The organism is Vibrio sp. SCSIO 43097 (genome assembly GCF_023650755.1).
Lineage (GTDB): Bacteria > Pseudomonadota > Gammaproteobacteria > Enterobacterales > Vibrionaceae > Vibrio > Vibrio alginolyticus.
Genome location: NZ_CP071840.1, coordinates 1,490,833 through 1,510,831, shown reverse-complemented (window position 1 = coordinate 1,510,831; position 19,999 = coordinate 1,490,833). Strand labels below are relative to the sequence as shown.

At 44.0% G+C, this 19,999-nt stretch carries 17 protein-coding genes; 8 read left to right on the top strand and 9 right to left on the bottom strand.

Annotated elements, in window-relative coordinates:
* The first annotated feature begins 459 nt into the window (after nt 1-459).
* Nucleotides 460-663, top strand: a complete 204-nt coding sequence (locus J4N40_RS07870) for a hypothetical protein (RefSeq protein ID WP_005377162.1) — start codon at nt 460-462, stop codon at nt 661-663.
* Between the two features lie 10 nt (nt 664-673).
* Here the strand turns inward: J4N40_RS07870 and J4N40_RS07865 are convergent, their stop codons facing one another.
* The 4 genes from J4N40_RS07865 to zwf form a co-directional block, all read right to left on the bottom strand.
* Complete coding sequence (locus tag J4N40_RS07865; protein ID WP_005377161.1) at nt 674-1,201, bottom strand: DUF1240 domain-containing protein; 528 nt, start codon at nt 1,199-1,201, stop codon at nt 674-676.
* A 234-nt stretch (nt 1,202-1,435) separates the two neighbouring features.
* On the bottom strand, nt 1,436-2,884 hold the full coding sequence (gene gnd, locus J4N40_RS07860) for a decarboxylating NADP(+)-dependent phosphogluconate dehydrogenase (protein ID WP_005442184.1): 1,449 nt from the start codon (nt 2,882-2,884) through the stop codon (nt 1,436-1,438).
* A 40-nt stretch (nt 2,885-2,924) separates the two neighbouring features.
* Nucleotides 2,925-3,641: a 6-phosphogluconolactonase gene (pgl, locus tag J4N40_RS07855; RefSeq protein ID WP_005442185.1), complete on the bottom strand. Its 717-nt coding sequence runs from the start codon at nt 3,639-3,641 to the stop codon at nt 2,925-2,927.
* Nucleotides 3,638-5,140 (bottom strand): glucose-6-phosphate dehydrogenase, encoded by a 1,503-nt coding sequence (gene zwf, locus J4N40_RS07850; protein ID WP_017634563.1) that lies wholly within the window; start codon nt 5,138-5,140, stop codon nt 3,638-3,640. The genes pgl and zwf overlap by 4 nt, the downstream gene beginning before the upstream one ends.
* 537 nt (nt 5,141-5,677) lie before the next feature.
* Between zwf and J4N40_RS07845 the strand changes: the two genes are divergently transcribed.
* Both J4N40_RS07845 and J4N40_RS07840 read left to right on the top strand, forming a co-directional pair.
* Nucleotides 5,678-6,643, top strand: coding sequence for a helix-turn-helix domain-containing protein (locus tag J4N40_RS07845; protein ID WP_213868241.1), 966 nt, complete (start codon nt 5,678-5,680; stop codon nt 6,641-6,643).
* Between the two features lie 99 nt (nt 6,644-6,742).
* The gene (locus J4N40_RS07840; protein ID WP_250654453.1) at nt 6,743-8,878 is read left to right on the top strand and encodes a TonB-dependent siderophore receptor; all 2,136 of its coding nucleotides are present in this window, start codon (nt 6,743-6,745) and stop codon (nt 8,876-8,878) included.
* Nucleotides 8,879-8,969: 91 nt separating this feature from the next.
* Here the strand turns inward: J4N40_RS07840 and J4N40_RS07835 are convergent, their stop codons facing one another.
* On the bottom strand, nt 8,970-9,656 hold the full coding sequence (locus tag J4N40_RS07835) for a response regulator (protein ID WP_203345987.1): 687 nt from the start codon (nt 9,654-9,656) through the stop codon (nt 8,970-8,972).
* Nucleotides 9,653-11,272, bottom strand: coding sequence for an ATP-binding protein (locus tag J4N40_RS07830; RefSeq protein ID WP_213898659.1), 1,620 nt, complete (start codon nt 11,270-11,272; stop codon nt 9,653-9,655). The genes J4N40_RS07835 and J4N40_RS07830 overlap by 4 nt, the downstream gene beginning before the upstream one ends.
* A gap of 476 nt (nt 11,273-11,748) precedes the next feature.
* On the opposite strand from J4N40_RS07830, the gene J4N40_RS07825 reads away from it, so the two are divergent.
* From J4N40_RS07825 to J4N40_RS07805, 5 genes are all read left to right on the top strand, one after another.
* On the top strand, nt 11,749-11,976 hold the full coding sequence (locus J4N40_RS07825; RefSeq protein WP_005377125.1) for a hypothetical protein: 228 nt from the start codon (nt 11,749-11,751) through the stop codon (nt 11,974-11,976).
* A gap of 130 nt (nt 11,977-12,106) precedes the next feature.
* Nucleotides 12,107-13,522, top strand: coding sequence for a TolC family protein (locus J4N40_RS07820; protein WP_005387166.1), 1,416 nt, complete (start codon nt 12,107-12,109; stop codon nt 13,520-13,522).
* Between the two features lie 3 nt (nt 13,523-13,525).
* A complete protein-coding gene (locus J4N40_RS07815) occupies nt 13,526-14,506 on the top strand; it encodes an HlyD family secretion protein (protein ID WP_005377122.1) in 981 nt (326 codons plus the stop codon).
* 22 nt (nt 14,507-14,528) lie between these two features.
* Nucleotides 14,529-15,695: an ABC transporter permease gene (locus J4N40_RS07810; RefSeq protein WP_250654452.1), complete on the top strand. Its 1,167-nt coding sequence runs from the start codon at nt 14,529-14,531 to the stop codon at nt 15,693-15,695.
* Nucleotides 15,692-16,843 (top strand): ABC transporter permease, encoded by a 1,152-nt coding sequence (locus J4N40_RS07805; protein ID WP_250654451.1) that lies wholly within the window; start codon nt 15,692-15,694, stop codon nt 16,841-16,843. Before J4N40_RS07810 ends, J4N40_RS07805 begins: the two co-directional genes overlap by 4 nt.
* A gap of 285 nt (nt 16,844-17,128) precedes the next feature.
* Here the strand turns inward: J4N40_RS07805 and J4N40_RS07800 are convergent, their stop codons facing one another.
* From J4N40_RS07800 to J4N40_RS07790, 3 genes are all read right to left on the bottom strand, one after another.
* Entirely contained in the window at nt 17,129-18,037 is a 909-nt protein-coding gene (locus J4N40_RS07800; protein WP_017634569.1) for a LysR family transcriptional regulator, read from the bottom strand.
* Nucleotides 18,038-18,179: 142 nt separating this feature from the next.
* Nucleotides 18,180-18,608 (bottom strand): hypothetical protein, encoded by a 429-nt coding sequence (locus J4N40_RS07795; RefSeq protein WP_025768103.1) that lies wholly within the window; start codon nt 18,606-18,608, stop codon nt 18,180-18,182.
* A 17-nt stretch (nt 18,609-18,625) separates the two neighbouring features.
* Complete coding sequence (locus tag J4N40_RS07790; RefSeq protein ID WP_017634571.1) at nt 18,626-19,795, bottom strand: patatin-like phospholipase family protein; 1,170 nt, start codon at nt 19,793-19,795, stop codon at nt 18,626-18,628.
* Nucleotides 19,796-19,999: the final 204 nt, after the last annotated feature.

Genomic DNA, 19,999 nt, shown 5'->3' with positions numbered 1-19,999 from the left:
AACATCCTCCATGTGGGCGCTAATTATAGGCGTAGTTTAAAGGCTTACCTAGCACTCTTTTTCACCTTTTGTGCAATCTGAGTTTCGATCGAAAAACGGATTTAATTGCCCGTAATTACTAAGGTATTGTTAAAAAGAGAAAAAAGCTTTTACTGTAACTGACGACAGGGATGAGCTTACGAGTGTAGGTTCACTTGCAATTGTGTATCGTAGAGTTCGAATACGATAATAATAACGCTACATGCCCTTAATCTGCGTAGTTAAAAACTTTGAAGTGATAGACAACCGAAGTCATATCTGTGCAACTCAGTTTAACGATTTGTCTACCAGTTCAATATTTCACCTTTTTTGAGAAATCTTTAGCCACTTTTTTGTGTGAAACGCCCCAAAAGAGCAGACAATTAAAAGTGTGGCATATGACCACAATTGTCTATCCCCACTTAGCTTCGGGAGGCGTTTATGAAAAGTAACAAACTTGGCCATGTGATGTCTTTCAGCAGGATGTTTTCCTTCATCGCATTCTTGACGGCCACATTCGCATGGATTCTCAGCATGTACGCCCTATTTACTGTTTCTTTAGTGGCTCTTGTGGTCAGTGCAATTCTCTACCTAAAAGACAGGTTTTATCAAAACAAGAAAACGACCACTGAAAAGAGCGCCTAGGCGCTCTTTTCTATTGAATGTCATTTCTGTGTGACTTGATATAGTTATCAATCCGTTCGAGTTCGTGAAAATAACCATACATACCAATACGATTAATTTCTGGTTCTATACAGTATTTTTCTTCTTTTACCATAGCTTCTACAAACATTCCGCTTGATGCAATTGTGAAAGGTGGACACGCTGAGTAACCATTATTTTCTGCAATATACTTCAATCGCCCAAATTCAAAAATTTGACCTGGAATAGCAACGATAAGGGACAAGACAATTGTTATAGTTATCACTTTAATCGGCACTTTGACTAACTGAGTCATTCGATCAAATAAAATATAGACCAATAATGTAGGGCACAAGAGTAAGCTTGCGATACTTAAAACATATGACGCATCAATGTAGACCACTTGAAAACCACTACTGAGCTGAAGCGGTAGAGATTCGAAAACGAAATGATGATAAAGGCGATAGATGGAGTAAGTAATCAGTAATATGAACATAAGCAACACGAAAGCTGTGTGAAATGGATGCTTCTGTTGTGTCATTTCTATTACCTTATAGTTGAGGAGACGGCAGAGAGCGGCTTAGCTTCACTCTTCGAAGAGAAATATTAAACTGCTAGCAAATGCATGCTCTCCCATTTCTGAGAAGTGCGTGACGAATCAACGTTTAATGTAACTTTTAAATCTGCCAATACCTCAATATCTTACAGACACAAAAAAGGATGCAACTTGGGCATCCCTTTATATCTTTATATATAGTCGGTTTACTTAAAACGATTACACGTCGTAAGTTGTAGACGCTGTGTCGCCGCCTGTACCAGTCCAGTTAGTGTGGAAGAATTCACCACGTGGACGGTCAATACGCTCGTAAGTGTGAGCACCGAAGTAGTCACGTTGAGCTTGAAGCAGGTTCGCTGGTAGACGTGCTGTTGTGTAACCGTCTAGGAAAGATAGCGCAGAAATCGTACATGGCATTGGGATACCAGACTCTAGAGATTTCGCTGCTACTTTACGCCATGCTGCTAGGCTGCCTTGTAGGATGTTTTTGAAGTACTCATCAGAACCTAGGAATGCGATATCTGGGTTCGCTTCGTACGCATCACGGATGTTGCCTAGGAACGCCGAACGGATGATACAACCACCACGCCACATTAGCGCTACGTTACCGTAGTTTAGGTCCCAACCGTTCTCGTTAGACGCTTCGCGCATTAGCATGAAGCCTTGAGCGTAAGAGATGATCTTAGAAGCTAGTAGCGCTTGACGTAGTGCATCAACCCACTCTTGCTTGTCGCCTTCAACTGGAGTGATTGTCTTACCGAATAGAGACTCAGCTTCAACACGTTGGTCTTTCAGTGCAGATAGACAACGAGAGAATACAGACTCAGAGATAAGCGTTAGTGGAATGCCTAGGTCTAGTGCGTTGATACCAGTCCATTTACCAGTACCTTTTTGGCCAGCTGTGTCTAGGATCTTCTCAACTAGAGGCTCGCCGTCTTCATCTTTGTAGCCAAGGATGTCAGCAGTGATTTCAACAAGGTAGCTGTCTAGCTCAGTCTTGTTCCAATCAGCGAATACTGCTTGCATCTCGTCTGCAGACATACCAAGACCGTCTTTCATGAACTGGTAAGCTTCAGTGATAAGCTGCATGTCACCGTATTCGATGCCATTGTGTACCATCTTAACGAAGTGACCAGCACCATCGTTACCAACCCAGTCACAACATGGCTCGCCAGCGTCAGTTTTTGCAGAGATACCTTGGAAGATTGGCTTAACCGCTTCCCAAGCTTCAGCCGCGCCACCAGGCATGATTGAAGGACCAAAACGTGCACCTTCTTCACCACCAGATACACCAGTACCGATGAAGTGAATGCCTTTCTCACGGCAATGTGCTACGCGACGGTTTGTATCTGGGTAGTTAGTGTTACCACCGTCTATGATGATGTCGCCTTCGTCTAGAAGCGGAATTAGGTTGTCAATGAACGTGTCAACAACGTCACCTGCACGAACCATAAGCATCACTTTACGTGGTGTTTCTAGCTTCTCTACTAGTTCTTCTAGAGAGTATGCACCGATGATGTTTGTGCCTTTCGCTGGACCTTCCAGGAACTCGTCTACTTTAGCAGCAGTACGGTTGTGAGCCACAACTTTAAAGCCATGGTCGTTCATGTTTAGGATAAGGTTTTGACCCATTACAGCAAGGCCGATTACACCGATATCACCTTTCATTGTTTCTCTCCAATTGTCTTTTATTCGACCAGCGGCCGCATTAAGCGATTTTTGCCGCTGCGTCTAAATCTAAATACCATTCCGTCAGACCCGCTTTCGCTTGGATCTTCGCTGCCGGATATGGAAGTACGCGTGCTGGTGAGCTGTTAATCTCTTCGATAATGTCTGCTTTACCAGCGCCAAGTACCAAGTAACTGATGCGCTTCGCTGCTTCTAGTACACGTGCCGTTTTCGATACACGAATCTGACCAGACTCAGGATGAGAAGCCAATACTGATAGGTTCTCATCATCGTAGTTTGTCTGACCTGGGAACAGCGATGCGGTATGACCGTCTGCGCCAACACCAAGTAAGATCCAATCAAACACAGGAGTGCCATTTTCAGTTGGAATCACTTCTGCCATCTCTTTCGCAAAGCGCTGTGCTTCAGCTTCTGGCTCATCTTCACCACGAATGCGGTGGATGTTCTCAGCAGGAATGCTTACTTGGCTAAATAGTAGCGTATTTGCTTCACCGTAGTTGCTTTCTGCATCATCAGGAGCAACACAGCGCTCATCACCCCACCAGAAGTGCAGGTTTTGCCACTGAATTGACGTCGCGTAAGCTTCTGTTGCCAATAGCTTAAACAGCATTTTAGGTGTGCTGCCGCCAGAAAGAGAGATGTGAACAGGTCGGCCCATTTCGCTAAACGCTTTCATATCGTTAGCTAGGCTTTCAACTACCTGTTCTGCTGTTTGGTAGATCTTATGGTTGATCATAGTTCACAGTAATCCGTATCTGTTAAGTTTTTACATGGGAAACGCCAAGCACGGCCATCACGCTGTAACAAGTCATCTGACTCTTTAGGTCCCCAAGTGCCGCATGCGTACCCGAAGAGGGATTGTGGATCTTGCTTAAAATCTAAGATTGGCTGTACGTATTGCCAGCACGCTTCCACCGCATCACTACGTGCAAATAGCGTAGCATCACCATTCAAAGCATCAAGTAGAAGACGCTCGTATGCCGTTAGCATTTGCGTTTCTTGCAGGTCAGCGTAATGGAAGTTCATTTTCACTTCCTTCGCTTCAAAGCCTGCGCCTGGCTCTTTCAAGCCAAAGCTCATTTGAATGCCTTCGTCTGGTTGAATACGAATGATCAGCTTGTTTTCTGGTGCGTTTTGACCAAACACAGGATGCGGTGTTTGTTTAAAGTGGATAACCACCTCAGTAACGCGTGTTGGAAGACGCTTACCAGTACGCACGTAAAATGGCACGCCATTCCAACGCCAGTTGTTGATGTACGCTTTCAAACCGATGTAAGTCTCTGTACGAGAATCGTCTGCAACTCCCGGCTCTTCACGGTAGCCGCGTAGGCTTTGCCCACGAACTTCAGACGCCGTGTATTGGCCTAATACTAGGTCATTGCGCAGAGCGTTTTCGTCTAATGGCTTTAAGCATTGAAGCACTTTTACCACTTCATCACGCATCGAGTCTGCATTGATTTGCGCTGGTGGTTCCATACCTACCATTGCTAATACTTGTAGCAAGTGGTTTTGGAACATGTCGCGCACAGCGCCAGAGTTGTCGTAGTAACCACCACGCTCCTCTACGCCAAGGAATTCTGCGCCTGTGATTTCAACGTAATCAATGAAGTTACGGTTCCAAAGCGGCTCAAACATCGCATTAGAGAAACGAAGCACAAGTAGGTTTTGTACCGTTTCTTTACCTAAGTAATGGTCAATTCGGTAGATTTGATGCTCTTGGAAGTGCTCGTGAATTTCTTTGTCCAGAATACGCGCCGATTCAAGATCATAGCCGAATGGTTTCTCAATGATCAGGCGTTTCCAGCCATCCTCTTCACTGTTAAGACCATGTGCTGCAAGACTTGCAGGGATCACACTGTATAAACTTGGTGGGGTTGCTAAGTAAAAAAGCGTATTGCGTTGCTCGAATTGATATTCGTCCGCAAGTTGGTCTAAGCGAGAAGATAGCTTACCGTAATCTTGTGTGTCAGAAGTATTAATTGCTTGGTAGTGCAGATGGTTAATAAATGCATCAAGCGTTTCTGGCTCAGTCTTTTCCATTTCCTGAAGCGATTTTTTCAGCTTCGCGCGGTAAGACTCATCACTGTATTCAGTGCGACTTACACCCAGAATGGCAAAATTCTCTGGAAGCTGCTTGTTCGCGTAGAGGTGGTATAAAGCAGGAATGAGCTTACGGTACGTAAGGTCACCTGAAGCACCAAAAATAACGATGCTGCTGTTTTCTGGTATTACCATCATCTTTCCCTTAAAAACGAGGTACTTATTGTGTGCCCGGATACGGCTAGAGAATGAGCCAACCCTATCAATGGCACCTCAAAATAGAAAATTGGTCTTACCTATTACGTTGATAGGTAAAGTCTATGGGCCCAAAGAACCTCAAGAAGTTGCATTTCCGATTCTTGGAAACACGACGTATTGAGGTCATTTAAGTCACTTATGTCTCAAAAGTACACACTGTACTCGCTGGAGGAGAGTCCGACACGGGGCAATATTGTCTACGACTATTTGATTTACATCAACACTTGCCAGTGCAAACGTTTAAATAAGTTGCACAAAACGTCATAAGCGATTGTATTTTATTGATAAAAAAAGTTTCATCTGAACGCTCCAAAATTTAAGCAAAAACTCTAATATGGACAATAATTACTCATCCTTGCAATCCATTACAGTTTTATCGTGATCTGTGTTACTTACTTTTTATTTCATCATCCTATTGATAATGATACTCAATTAAAGATAATGAAATCACTATTAATGTGAAAGTAGAACGCCATGAAATCAAGCGCCATTAACCCACATCCCATAAACCGAATACAATCGGTGCTTGACTACATTCACACCAACTTAGACAGCACTCTGAGCGTAGATGAAATATCGAAAGCAAGTTGTTGGTCGCGCTGGCAACTGCAACGCGTATTTCAACAACACACTGGCGTATCCGTCGCTCACTACATCAGAGAGCTTAAACTTAGCCTTGCGGCTGAGCGCTTAATCCATACTTCTGACCGCTCGTTAGATATAGCGATAGAAATGGGATTTACATCTGAACACGCATTTAGCCGTGCGTTCAGGAATATGTTTTCAAAAAGCCCCCGCGAATATCGAAAAACGCAACAACTCTCCGGGTTGAGGCAACCTTTGACGCTGCGTAAGACACCAGAAGAAGAGAAAAAACATCAGCGCTTTATTGAAGTTCGAATAGAAACAAAACCGGCTTTTGAACTTGCTGGTCATCATGAACCTATTCACGGATTGTTTTCCGCTACGCCCAATTTCCAATCCAAAGTACCGTCACTTTGGTCACGTCTTTATTCATCTGAAAACCTTAACAATTCGGAAAGTAGTTACTTTGGCGTGATTGATGTGACTCAAGCGTATTCAAACAACCAACAACTTGAGTATTGGGCAGGTTATGAGTGCAGTCCAACAGCAAACGCACCAAGATCAACGAACTCTTCCAACTCGGGGTTAGACCTCTTGGCTGTTCCAGAGCAAACCTACGCCGTCATTACACACATAGGCAAAGCATCAGAGCTCGCCTCAACGCTGGAATGGTTTATTTTACATTGGCTACCCTACTCTAATTATCATGCTATCGATGGTTATGAGTTAGAGCTTTATCCAGAAGGTTATGATGTTGATAGCGAACAAGCACAAATGCAGTATTGGATTCCTGTCGAGCCAAACGACGCGCTATCTTTAAAACCTAAGAACAGAAGAATAAGTTCCAAAGATTAGTGTTTTGCACCAAATTGTTAACTTTTCCTATTTCTTTGAATATAGAATACAAATAACAATCATTATCAATAAGTAGAAAAAGTAGTGGAATTTATAAATATGGAAAGTCCGATTCGATTTCATCGTTCAGCGGTTGCTATCGTCGTATCCGCATTGCTCGCTGGCCACGCCAATGCGACTGAGAGCGTATCCCAACACGAAACGATTACGGTGCTAGGAGAAACATACCGAAACACCGCAACTAAAACCGTTTTAGAACCGGAGGAAACACCGCAAGCGATCACGGTAATCACTAAAGATGACATGGACCTGCGCGGCGTAAACTCGGTGAGCGAAGCATTGCGTTACGCGCCTGGCGTAAATACAGAATTGCGTGGCGGTGCCGTTTCCCGACTTGACCTATTCAATATTCGTGGTTTTATTAACTACACCAACTTTTATGATGGTCTTCCTTTGCTGTACAACGGTTGGAACCTTCAACCGCAGGTCGATTCCGTTGCTCTTGAGCAAATCGAGGTTTTTAAAGGGCCAACGTCTGTTCTTTACGGCAATATTCCACCAGGAGGTATGGTCAATATTATCGCCAAGGCGCCTCAGTCAACACCCTCACACTCTGTCTCGATTAGTACTGGGACTAACAGCCTAAAAGAACTGACGTTCGACACCACAGGACAAATTGGTGATTCTAATGTTGATTACCGTATCGTCGGCCTGGCAAAACAGCGAGATGGTCAAGCCGATACGTCTGAAGACGAACGTTATGTACTCGCCCCATCTTTCAATTGGCAAGCGACAGAAAGCACATTAGTGAACGTGAATGTTTACTATCAAAATGATCCATCAGCAGGTATCTACACGACTGTGCCTGCATCTGGCTCAGTGATTAAAAACCCACTTGGCTCGATGTCACCAAGCACTTATTTGGGGGATGAGGACTGGAACACTTACGAACGCGAAGTTCTGATGATGGGTTACAAAGTCCAACACGACTTTAACAACAATTGGCAATTTCTACAGAATGCCCGCTACATGACCGCCGATGCCTATCAGGAAAACACATATAACGGTGCACTTGAAGCGGATAACCGTACCGTTGGTCGAAATGCCTATTTAACCGATGAAAAGTCCAAATCCTTTGTGATTGACAACCAACTATCTGGCTACGTTAAAACAGGAAATTTTGAACATAACTTATTGTTCGGGCTTGATTATCAGTATCTAGATTCAGATGTAAAATACAAAGACACGCTTGGGTATTCGCTAACTCAGGACATTTTTAATCCTGACCACAACAGCATTGATCGTAATGCACTGAATTTCCAATACAAACAAAACTTGGATATCAAAACGAAGCAGATTGGCGTTTATTTCCAAGATCAAGTTCGTTACGACCAACTTGTAATGATTGCAGGTCTTCGTTGGGATAAATACGATTCAAATACAGACGCCGTTAGCGATTATCTAGGAACAGTATCCAAGAGCAAGGAAGAGTTAGACGATACCAACGTATCTTTCCGAGTCGGTGGTTTGTATGAGCTAGACTTTGGTCTCTCGCCATACCTTACTTACTCGGAAAGTTTTGAGCCAATTGCGGGTGCCGACTCTTCTGGTAAAGCATTTGAGCCATCAACCGGTCATCAATGGGAGTTAGGCTTTAAATACGCACCATTATCTGATGATATCTCAGGTAACTTAGCGCTCTTCCATATCACGAAGAAAAACGCGATCTTGACCGATCCGAATAATCCTTATGCACCGAACTATCAAGCGGGCGAAGTGGTATCACAAGGTATTGAACTTGAGGCAAAATGGCAAGCCACAGCACAAGCTGATTTCACTCTAGGCTATACATATACCGATATGGAGATTACCGAGGACAGTTATTACAACCAAGAAGGTAAAACGCCGGTTTGGGTACCTGAGCAAACGGCCTCTCTATGGGCAAATTACTTCTTTGAAGGAAATCTTTCAGGCCTTCGTACCAGTGCTGGCGTTCGCTATGTCGGAGAAGCACAAATTGATGCACAGAATAGTCAAAAAGTACCGGACTACACCTTGTTTGATTTAGCAGCAAGTTACGATTTCTCAACGGTATCTGAATCAATGAAAGGGGCTAGCGTCACGCTTTCTGCAAGCAATCTATTCGATAAAGAATACTATTCTTGTTACGACAAAAATAACTGTTGGTTTGGCGCTGAGCGCTCTATCGAAGCGAAGTTAGAATACAACTTCTAACCTCTTAGAGCGGAACAGCAGTAATTTGTAAAGCGATGGTTTCTACAATAAGCCATCGCTTTTTATTTTGCATAGAGCATCAATATAAACGCTACCGTGTCACTTTTTTATAGCACCTTTCTGGCCTACCAACAGAGCCATAGTTTAAATCAGCCTCTAGTTCACCAGTGCTGATAAGATACTCCAAATAGCGCCTTGCCGTTGTTCGGCTCACTCCGATTTTTTCACCTGCCTCATCAGCGGTCAGCGCAATGCCATTTAGGAACAACTCTCTGATCTTGTCTAGGGTTACACCATCAATCCCTTTTGGTAATCGGTTCGGCAAGTTGTCTTGATTGGCGTGAGACTGCAGCATTTTATCAACGAGGTTCTGATCCAAACTCTCTACGATGTCTAGTTGTTGGCGTTGGGACACATACTTTTTCAGTGCGGCATCTAAACGTGGAAACATCACTGGTTTTAACAGGTAATCGACAACGCCACCCCTCATCGCCTGTTGTAACGTATCGACATCCCTTGCGGCTGTAATCAAAATGACATCACACGTTTGGTTACTTGCACGCAGTGTATTTAGTATCTCAAGCCCTGTGCCATCGGGAAGATAGACATCCATCAATAGTAAATCTGGCTTAAGAATGTCGAGTTGCATTTCTGCTTCCATTCTCGTGGTCGCAATTCCAACCACTTCCAAACCTGTCAGTTGGCTTAAGTATTTGTGGTGCAGCTCAGCAATAGCCAGATCATCTTCAATGATCATTACGCGAGTCGCCATACTCATATTTGTTCTTCCTTGGGTAAGTACACCGTTATTCTTGTCCCATAATTTGTATTGGGTATCATCTCAACATGGCCGTGATATCGAGTAGCAAGCTGATTGACAAGGTGTAACCCAACACCTCGATTTTGACGAGATTTCGTCGAAACGCCTTTTGTAAATAATGTTTGTGGATCCACTGTTTTTGGGAGGCCACAGCCATGATCTATCACCTCAAGTATCACTTCATTTCCGTAATCGCTAACGGACACATCAATGTTTCTGCGTTCTGACGCAACATTTGATTCATCGCGAATTGAAGTTAACGTGGCATCGAAAGCGTTATCAATCAAATTACCCAAAATTGTGACAAGGTCTTCCGAATTTAGCCACTCAGGTAGGGGCTCCAGACGACTGCCTTCCTCAACCACCAGTTGTAAGCCTAACTCGCGAGCACGTTCAGTTTTTCCAAGCAACATACCTGCAATTAGCGGGTCCTTAACGGTATCTCTTAAAAACTCAATCATTGCTTGATAGTGTGCGGTTTCTTGTCCAATTAACTTTTGCACCGCATCAAGCTCACCCATTTGTACTAGCCCACTAATGGTGTTGAGCTTATTTCGATGCTCATGGGTTTGCGAACGTAACAAATCTGCATATTCCTTGGTTTGTGATAGCTGCTCGGTTAGATCATTAATTTCATCCCTTAAACGGAAACTCGATACCGCCCCCACGATTTTTCCATCAACATAAATTGGAGAGCGATTTGCAATCAGGCGCTTATGATTAAGGAATATTTCAATATCATGATCTTCCTGCCCGCTTTCTAATACTGTATATAGATCGCTATCACGCAGCGTGTCAGTCAAAGGTTTATTGAGCGCTGATTCTCTATCAATACCGAGAATCTGGCAGGCACTACGATTTATCGAGCGAAGTATCCCTTGGGCATCAATGCTTAACACGCCCTCTTTGATAGTGCTCATCGTCACTTCTAATTCGCCGTACAACCGCCCTATCTCTTCAGGCTCAAAGCCTAAAATGGCGCGCTGAAACTTTCTCGACGCATAATTGGATACAATGGCATTAGCGACGACAACTACGATGACCATTAAAATCAAAAAGGCCAAAAATGGTTCGATGCGGTCTTGCAGTCGGTCGAGCAAATAGCCAACCGAAACCACACCAATGATGTTCCCTTGCTCGTCAAAAATCGCAGCTTTACCACGAACTGAATAACCTAACGAGCCCTGTGCCGTCGAAACATAAGACAACCCCTGTTCTAGCGCTCGACGATTGTCGCCACCTCTCATTGGCTTGCCCAACCGCTCATCAACAGGGTGGATTAAGCGTACTCCCTTATGGTCGCCAATAACGATGAATGCAGCACCTATGGCTTCGGTTAATTCTCTAAAGCGAAGTTGGTATGGCTGGGGGTTTTGGGTTTCGATCATTTCACGAACAACCGCTGAGTCCGCTAAAAAACGGGCAACACCCAGTGCTTTTTCTCCCATTTCTTGCTCTTGATTGATTTTGAGATAAGTGAACCCCGCGGCGACAAGCAATAACAGCTCTATCAACCCCGATAGCGTCATGATAATGAGCATCCGCTTACGAAAGCTGATGGTTTTCCAACTCATTGATACATCCTTGTGATTCACTCTTGAGCGTAACGTTAACACTCAGTTAACAGCATGACGTTGTCGCGGTGATAAATCTGTGAGGAAGGCAAACAAACCGCAGAGTTTACGGTTAATTAATCGACGAGCTGAAACATAAAATTACAACCATTCACCAAATTTAGCATTCCTCTCTGATACTCAATTCCATACATAAATTGCCCTTAAAATCATGATCGCGATCACATCGATTTTAGCGGTTTTTGAGGCGTTTTTAGACTTTACAACGTATAATTTTTAATCAACGAAACCAATGAGAGTTTCGGTTTGAAAGCAGTGAAGCTGGAAGTCTATTAAAAGCTCAACATTGATGTCAGTGGTTTGGACAAAAATAAAACAAAACACAAATACTGACTATATGACAAACACTTAGACACCATCTGAAAACTGGAAAACTATAAACAGAGGTGCATTTATAGTTAGAAGGAACACCAAACATGGAACGCGATACCTTTGGAATATGCCTGAATAAGGCGATGCTGTCAGAGAATATGTATTCAACATTTACACACGTCAGGGCTTATGAAAAAAACGGAGGCGGTACTTCTGATCTCAAAGTCCTGTTATCGTTCCCTCAAATGAGTGGAAAAGATCTATTGAATACGATGCGAGGTTCTCGTCAGCTCGAGTGGAGAGCGGAGTTTCACTGTCCATATACGAAATAAATTTGTAACATCTCCCGCGCCCAGCACAAATATAACTGGGCGCATACTACTGCCCAATTTTCCCTCCTACTTAACACGCAGTTACGAATCCTTTATATTAGAGCTAATACTCTACGACAAAGCAGCCATTATGAAAAAAACAGGAAAGTTTTGGATACTGGGCTTACTTAGCAGCTCGATTTCCCTTGCCTGCCATGCGGCACCGATCACTTTTGATACCGCATGGCAGCTATTGCTAGAAAACAACTATTCTCTTAAAGCTCAACGCTCAAACGTCGAGAACTACCAATACCAAGAGAGTGCCACCAGCAATCTCAACTTACCTCAAGTTACCATTGGCGCGAATTACACGCGTTTAGATACCGATATCACGCTTTCGGGAAAACAGATTCTAGACAGCACAGGAGCACACATTAACGTACCTCCTGCTTTTCAGCCTATTTTTGGTGCCTTAGCTAATACCACTTCGACCATAACCGAGCGCGATATTTTCTCTTCGTCTATTCGTGCCATTTGGCCAATTTTTACTGGTGGTAGAATTTCTGCGGCTCAATCAGCAGCAGAAGGCAAAACGGATGAGGCGAAAAGTCAGCTTTTAATGGAACAACAAGCGCGTTTTGAAGATTTATCGAAGTACTACTTTTCTGTCGTACTGGCAAAGGAAGTACTCGCAACGCGGCAAGCGGTTGAAGCAGGGCTAAAAAAGCATCGAGATTTTGCCATTAAGCTTGAAGAGCAAGGACAAATCGCGCACGTTGAGCGCCTGCAAGCCGAGGCTTCTTTAGATAAAGCATCCGTAGAAACACGTAAAGCTGCCAGCGATTTGAGTATCGCTCAGGCTGCATTAGGTAAATTACTCGCACAAGATGACGCCGTAGAGCCCGCTGAATCTTTGTTTATCAACGACAGTCTTCCCCCTCTTACCGCTTTTGTCGATCAAACGTTGCTTACCTATCCGGGGTTAGAACTTCTGAGCGCTAAACACAAACAAGCCTCTAGCTTAATCAAAGCAGAAAAAGGGAAATACTACCCTGAAGTTTATCTTTACGGCGACTACAGCTTGTATGAAGACGATTCTCTCGCAAGCCAAATGAAGCCAGACTGGTTAGTTGGTGTTGGTGTCAGCATTCCACTGATTGAATCATCAGGGCGAAGCGAAAAAGTCAAAGCCGCTCAAAGCGTCGTCTCGCAGGTCGACTCATTAAAGTCCCAAGCCAAACAAGACTTATCGCTGTTAGTCCAAAAGACATACTTGGAGGCTCAGCAAGCCATTGATGAAGTACAAGGGCTCGCATCTAGCATTGAACTCGCTAACGAAAACCTGCGCTTGCGTGAAAAAGCATTTACTCAGGGTCTGTCGTCTTCTCTGGATGTTGTGGATGCACAACTTTATGTCGCGAGTATAGAAACACAACGTTCGGCGGCGCGTTTCCGCTATTTAATATCTTTAACCAAGCTACTCGCATTGAGCAGTGAAATGAACAGCTTCGAACAATATCAAAATACCGCTTATATCCCTGCTTCAACATCCAAAGAGGTGAAATAAATCATGGCAGCTAAATCACTAAAACCCGTTTTACTCTCACTTTGTGCTTTGGGTGTTGCCTCTTGGGTTGGGTATCAATTTTACCAAGCCTATCAACCGGAACCGATCCGCTTACAGGGATTAATTGAAGCCCAGCAATACAGCATTTCCTCAAAAGTTCCAGGGCGTATTGATGAGGTCATGGTACGTAAAGGCGACGATGTAGAGAAAGGTCAGCTTATTTTTACCCTTCATAGTCCTGAAATTGAAGCGAAGTTAGAACAAGCAAAAGCAGGTGAAAAAGCGGCGGACGCCTTAGCTCAAGAAGCTGAGAAAGGCGCACGTGAGCAACAAATCCAAGCAGCAAAAGATCAGTGGATGAAAGCCAAAGCCGCTGCGAATTTAATGGAAAAAACCTACAATCGTGTGAATAACCTTTATAACGATGGCGTGGTTGCAGAACAAAAGCGCGATGAAGCTTTAACGCAGTGGCAAGCAGCGAAATACACAGAAAGTGCCGCGTTTCAAATGTACGAAATGGCAAAAGAAGGCGCCAGAAGTGAAACCAAAGTGGCTGCGGCGGAAAAAGCGCGCATGGCATCAGGTGCCGTAGCCGAAGTAGAAGCGTATGCGAAAGATACTCAGATCTACAGCTGGTTCGACGGCGAAGTCTCTCAAGTTCTGCTTCAAAGTGGTGAATTAGCACCTCAGGGCTTCCCAGTAGTTACTGTAATAGATACAGAAGATGCCTGGGCGACACTGAATGTGCGTGAAGATTACCTTCAACACTTTAAAAAAGGAGCAACCTTTGATGCCTATTTGCCTGCCTTAAATAAAAATGTTGAGTTCAAAGTAACGCATGTTGCCGTTATGGGTGACTTTGCAACGTGGAGAGCAACCGATGCCTCTCAAGGTTTTGATCTTCGTACCTTTGAAGTAGAAGCTCGTCCAGCTCAACCCGAACCTGAACTGCGTATGGGAATGAGTGTTGTCGTTGAACTTTAATCACAACCACTAGGTTAATGCTATGACGATTAAGATTTCACAGCGGCATATCTTACGACGAGACAAGTGGTTACTTTCGTGCCTTACTTGGATACCGATTTTGCTCGCGATGATGATTTGGGGAGTGTTCTCTGCGGGCATTGCCCGGGATCTGCCAATCGGTGTGGTTGATCTACAACATTCCCAACTTTCTCGAAAGCTCATTCAATCTTTGGATGCGTCGTCGAGTCTGGCTGTTAATTATCACTACACCAGTGCAATCGAAGCAAAAAATGCGATGATTGAAGGCGATATCTACGCTTACGCGGTCATCCCATCTAAGTTCGACCAAGATATTCTCCAACACCGCCAACCTCAACTTTCTGTCTTTTACAACAGTCAGTACATTTTGGTAGCGAAATTGATCAACTCTGCCGTTACGCAAGCACAAGGCTATTTCGATGCTCAGGTTGAAGTAATGAGCAACTTGGCTAAGGGTAACACCACAACGTTAGCGGCGGCTGGGCAGGCTGTATCCGTGTCGACACAAATAACCGCATTATTTAACCGTAACAATAACTACGCACAATTTTTGGTAACGGCTATCGTGCCAGCCATTTGGCAAATATGTATTGTAGTAAGCACTATTTTGATTCTTGCCGCGCACTTTCGCATTTATGGTGGAAAGAATGGCTTTGCATTTTTGGGCGAAAAGCCATACGCCAGGCTCACTACCTTATTAAGTCGGTACATTCCGGTCTTTATGGCGCAAGGTGCGTTGTTCTTGTACTGGTTTTATTCCGTGCTTGATTGGCCAATGGAAGGCAGTTTTGTGGTTATGCTATTAGCACAATTGGCGACGGTTATCGCCTGTATCATTATGGGAGCGTTGTTCTTCTTCTTGTCGATGGATCCTGCACGTGCGATGAGTTTTGCTGGCGCATTTACGGCTCCAAGCTTCGCGTTCATGGGAATTACATTCCCAGTTTCTGACATGAACACGCTCGCTTATGCATGGCGTTCATTATTGCCGATTACCCATTACATTGAAGTACAAGTGAGTCAAGCAAGCTATGGAGCATCGGCCGCGCAATCTTTAAGCTCGCTATGGCCTATGATTGGTTACGTTATGCCTCTGCTCATTACCGCAGCCTTGATGGGTAAACATCGAACAGCTTCATCAACACGCCAAGCGAAGGAGGCGGTATGACATTGTGGCAACTGATTAAAGCGGAACTTAAGGCCGTTCTAACCAATCCAGTCGTTACGTTGACCGTGTTTGGTGGTGTCGTATTTTACTCGTTTTTATACCCTTTGCCTTATGCACAACAAACGCCTCGTGAACAACCAATCGCGATTGTTAATCTAGATGGTAGTCAGACGAGTTTAAAGCTGGAACGTATGGTTGATGCCACCCCACAAGTCAACGTAGTCACTCGACTTCATACGATTGCCGATGCAAAGCAAGCATTTTTACAACGAGAGATCACCGGTTTTTTAGTCATACCAGAACACTTTTACAAAGACCTAATGCTAGGTAAAAGCCCGACTCTGGCCTACGCTGCGGACGCCTCGTATTTTCTCGTGTACGGAACCGTGGTAGAAGGATTGGCCCAAGCGGGAGGCACATTAGGGGCCCAAGTGAAAGTCAGTAAAATGGTGATAGATGGTATGCCCATGAGTATGGCTAGCCATAATTACTCTGCTATTAAGCTTAATATGAAACCGACGTTCAACCCAACCATGGGTTACATCGAATACGTAGTGCCGGCAGTATTTGTTCTGATTTTACAACAAACGTTGATCATGGCGGTTGGATTGCAAACGGGAACACAGCGTCATGGTCGTGGCTATTGGTCACAAGTATCAACGGGATCGCTGCTGCTTGCGAGAACGTTAGTATTTGTGGCAATTTATTATTTACTCGGCGCCTATTATTTTGGTTTTAGCTTCGAACGCTTAAACGTAAACCATATCGCCAATGCGGGCGAATTGCTGGCTATGTTGTTCCCGTTCTTTTTAGGTTGTTGCGGACTAGGCTTCTGGCTAGGTTACTTATTACCTCGGCGTGAACTTGTCACCTTAGTCGTCTTAGTGAGCTCTATGCCGCTCATTTTCTTGGCTGGTTTTATTTGGCCGATTGAAGCCATACCTACTCCCTTACTATGGATTGCTGATTTAAGCCCAAGCACTTGGGCGATAAAAGCTTTCTTAGCGCTAAACCAAATGGGGGCAACCTGGCAACAAGTCGCTCTACATTGGACGGCACTTTGGGCACTCACTGTGCTTTGGGGTAGCGTTGCGTACTGGATTGCTAAGCGAAGTAACAAGCCAGTTGTAACAGAGAGCTTGGGGTGACAGCTGACATTTTCTATTACTATAAAAAAGCCGGGTAACTAAACCCGGCTGAAAATCTGCGTCCTTGCAGCGGACATATGGTAAAAACACTTTTTGCTCTGGGCTTACCCATTGAGCGAGATTAGATTAAGCCAAAAAGTATGGATTCCATACTCTCATATAGAGGGTCATATCCTTCCAATAGACATTAGTCTTCGCTAGAACGATAACGTTTTTCAGACACAAAAAAACAAGACTCACATTGAGTCTTGTTGTTGATAGGGATGAGCAGGATACATGTCGCCGCTAAGTCATATCACGGATTATTTTCTCTCGGTATTCTGTAACGACCTTCATGATTGAATTTTTTACATCACCGACTTGCTTAGAGGGTTGGCACCATAGGCCAAAACCAAACTTAAAACCTTCCAATAATTCAGAAGCTTCCACTGGCTCTATATGATTATTAGAAAACTCCGAATGGGCAAACGTTCTGGGGAGAATCGCCCATCCTAAACCTGCTTCAACCATTTTCACTACAAGGGCCAATTGGTCGACCTCTTCATGGTTCGAACTTACGATGACTTTTTCGCCCATTCCCTCTTCAATAAGAGACCGCAGTACAAATTGTTTACTATTCCTCAAGGCTGTCAATACTCGATCTGGTGCCATAGAAGCGAGTTCACCACCTTTCTGGACGAAAGGAACAAATTCAAAATGACCTAAAAACGTCGCATCCAGACTATGTATTGCTCGACTATCATGCACATTGACAATACCGAATTGATAATCACCATTCTGTAAACCCTCTTTAATTTCGTTGCGATTACGAACAAGAAAGTTAACTCGCATCATCGGAAAATCTGCTGCTAATTGAATACGAAGCAATACAAGAAAACGGTGTGGTATAGCGCTTGAATAGGCGATACTAACATTCTCTAACCCACCGTAAGCTAGACTTAATGCGACTTTATCGAAAGTACGTGCTTGTTCGATGGTTTGCTTAGCATAGTGGTAAAGAAGATGACCATCTTCTGTCGGTTCTACCGAGCGCCCCACTCGCTCAAACAGGTTGACCGCCAGTTGGTCTTCAAGATTGGTAATCACCTGCCCTATTGTGGTTCGGTGCTTATTGAGTTTGACCGCCGCCTTACTAAACGAAAGCTGTTCATAAACGGTTACGAACGCGAGAAGTTGTTCAAAACTAAAATTCATAGGTTGTGCTTACTTTTTAGAGTTATCTAATTAAATTACCACAAGATCGTAGAATTGCTACTTGGTAACGGAAAAAATCTGCGTTTGAATTCCTTCTCGACGACACAAAAAAACCTACTAGCTTCAGTAGGTTTTCTCTAACTTAGTTGTACTCAACGACACGAGCTAAATAGTTGAATTCTCCTGAGTCACCATGGTAATCGCGGTAGACATCGACACTGAAATATTTAGGTTGATCAGCGTAAATGTGGTCAACGACTTTTTGCTCAAGTGACTCCAACGTTTCACCGACCTGAGAGTACACGAACTGCTTGTTCACTTTTTCCAATTTACGTTTTTTCGCTTCTTTGTGTGACACATAGTTGTTGATCTCTTCCCACTTTCCCACGAACTCGACCGCCACGTAACTCGAGTTCTCGTCAATCATGATAAAGGCTGCACCTTCTTCTTTGATTGCAGACAGTTGCTGCATATCACTATCCACTTTTTGCTGGTCAAGATGGGCTCCACTTTGGGCGAATGCAGTCGCGGAAGCGGTAAGTATCATGAGTGTAAGAACGGCTTTTTTCATTGTATCGTTTTCCTGTATTAAGGGAGTTCAGTTACCCAAAGTTGCCCTTGGGTGGCTTTTTTGAATCCATATTCGTAAATCGTCAGCAAGTAGCGGTGATCGAACATATCTTTCGTTACTTTGGCGTACCTGAAATCTTGATCAATGTAGGTAAACTGCATCTCGATATCGTTGATTTCACTGATGTATTTCATTCGATAGAGATCACCACGAGTTTGCGCTAGCGTAAGGCTTGAGACACTTTTCGATACCAAGTCCAAACCTTTGTCTTTTAGTGGACGATACGGCGCTTTTAACGCACCATTGCGAATCACATCCAACTGAGGCGCTTTTTCTAACCCCAAAGCATCTGAGATTTGTTGATAGTTGAAGTTAGACGGATTAAAGAACACCTGCGCTGCGAGACCGCCATCTACGTGTAACTCCTCAAGTGTTTCTCCATCATGTTCAACATCGATAAATTGTGGAGGGAAAACACCAGGGATCGATGCGCTCGCAGCAAGCACCTTGTAAATAAGTTCAGATTTGTCCGCTAAATCACTGTTCGCAATCGCACCAATATTCCAAATCACCAGTTCGCCTGAATCAAAATGGGTACTGCCAATAAAGAGGCGTTTACCATTGCGGTGTTGCTGCGCCATCGCCTCGATCATGGGCTCAGGGTAAGCGTCTGCGATGAAATCATAGAGGTTCTCACCATCGGTAAACGCGTCCTTAAACAGGGTATTTAAGAAGTTCTTCTTACCCAAAATATTCTTATCATTGATGTTGAGCATGACTTCTTTCATCTTTGGCATCGCATCACCGCCAATGAAAACAAAAGGAGCGATTAGGGCACCCGCACTGACTCCAGTAATGATGGCATAATCTTTTAGCTCCCCCTTTTCCTGTAGCCCCATCAAAACGCCGGCTCCGTATGCACCGTTTACGCCACCACCCGATAAGGCCAAAATATTGAGCTGTTCACCCTCTACTTTGATCGGTGTGGTTTGATTGTGCGCTGAGTAGAGAAAATCCGGCGCTTCATTGGCCCACATTCGAAGTGGCTCATTTGGTGTCGAACTCGCGATCTCGACATCTTTATAGTTGCTTTGAGAAACACGAACATCCAGCGTATGAGGTGAACTACAAGCTACTATCAGCAGCGAAAGTGCAACCGTCACACCAGAGGAAATTAAACGATTCATAATCAGTCTCATTTAATGTTCTCTGGCGTATGACCAGAGACTCAGTTTGAAGTTAATTGGGTCAAAATGAAGTCCGTTTCGTTGTTTGGAGTTACTATAGCTAGGCACGGCTAAACCCCATAATCGCGATTGTAGGATGCTATCCATCAAAGCAATTATGCCAAGTTTCTATATGCTAACTTTACGCTTCTCCGTTAATTAGGT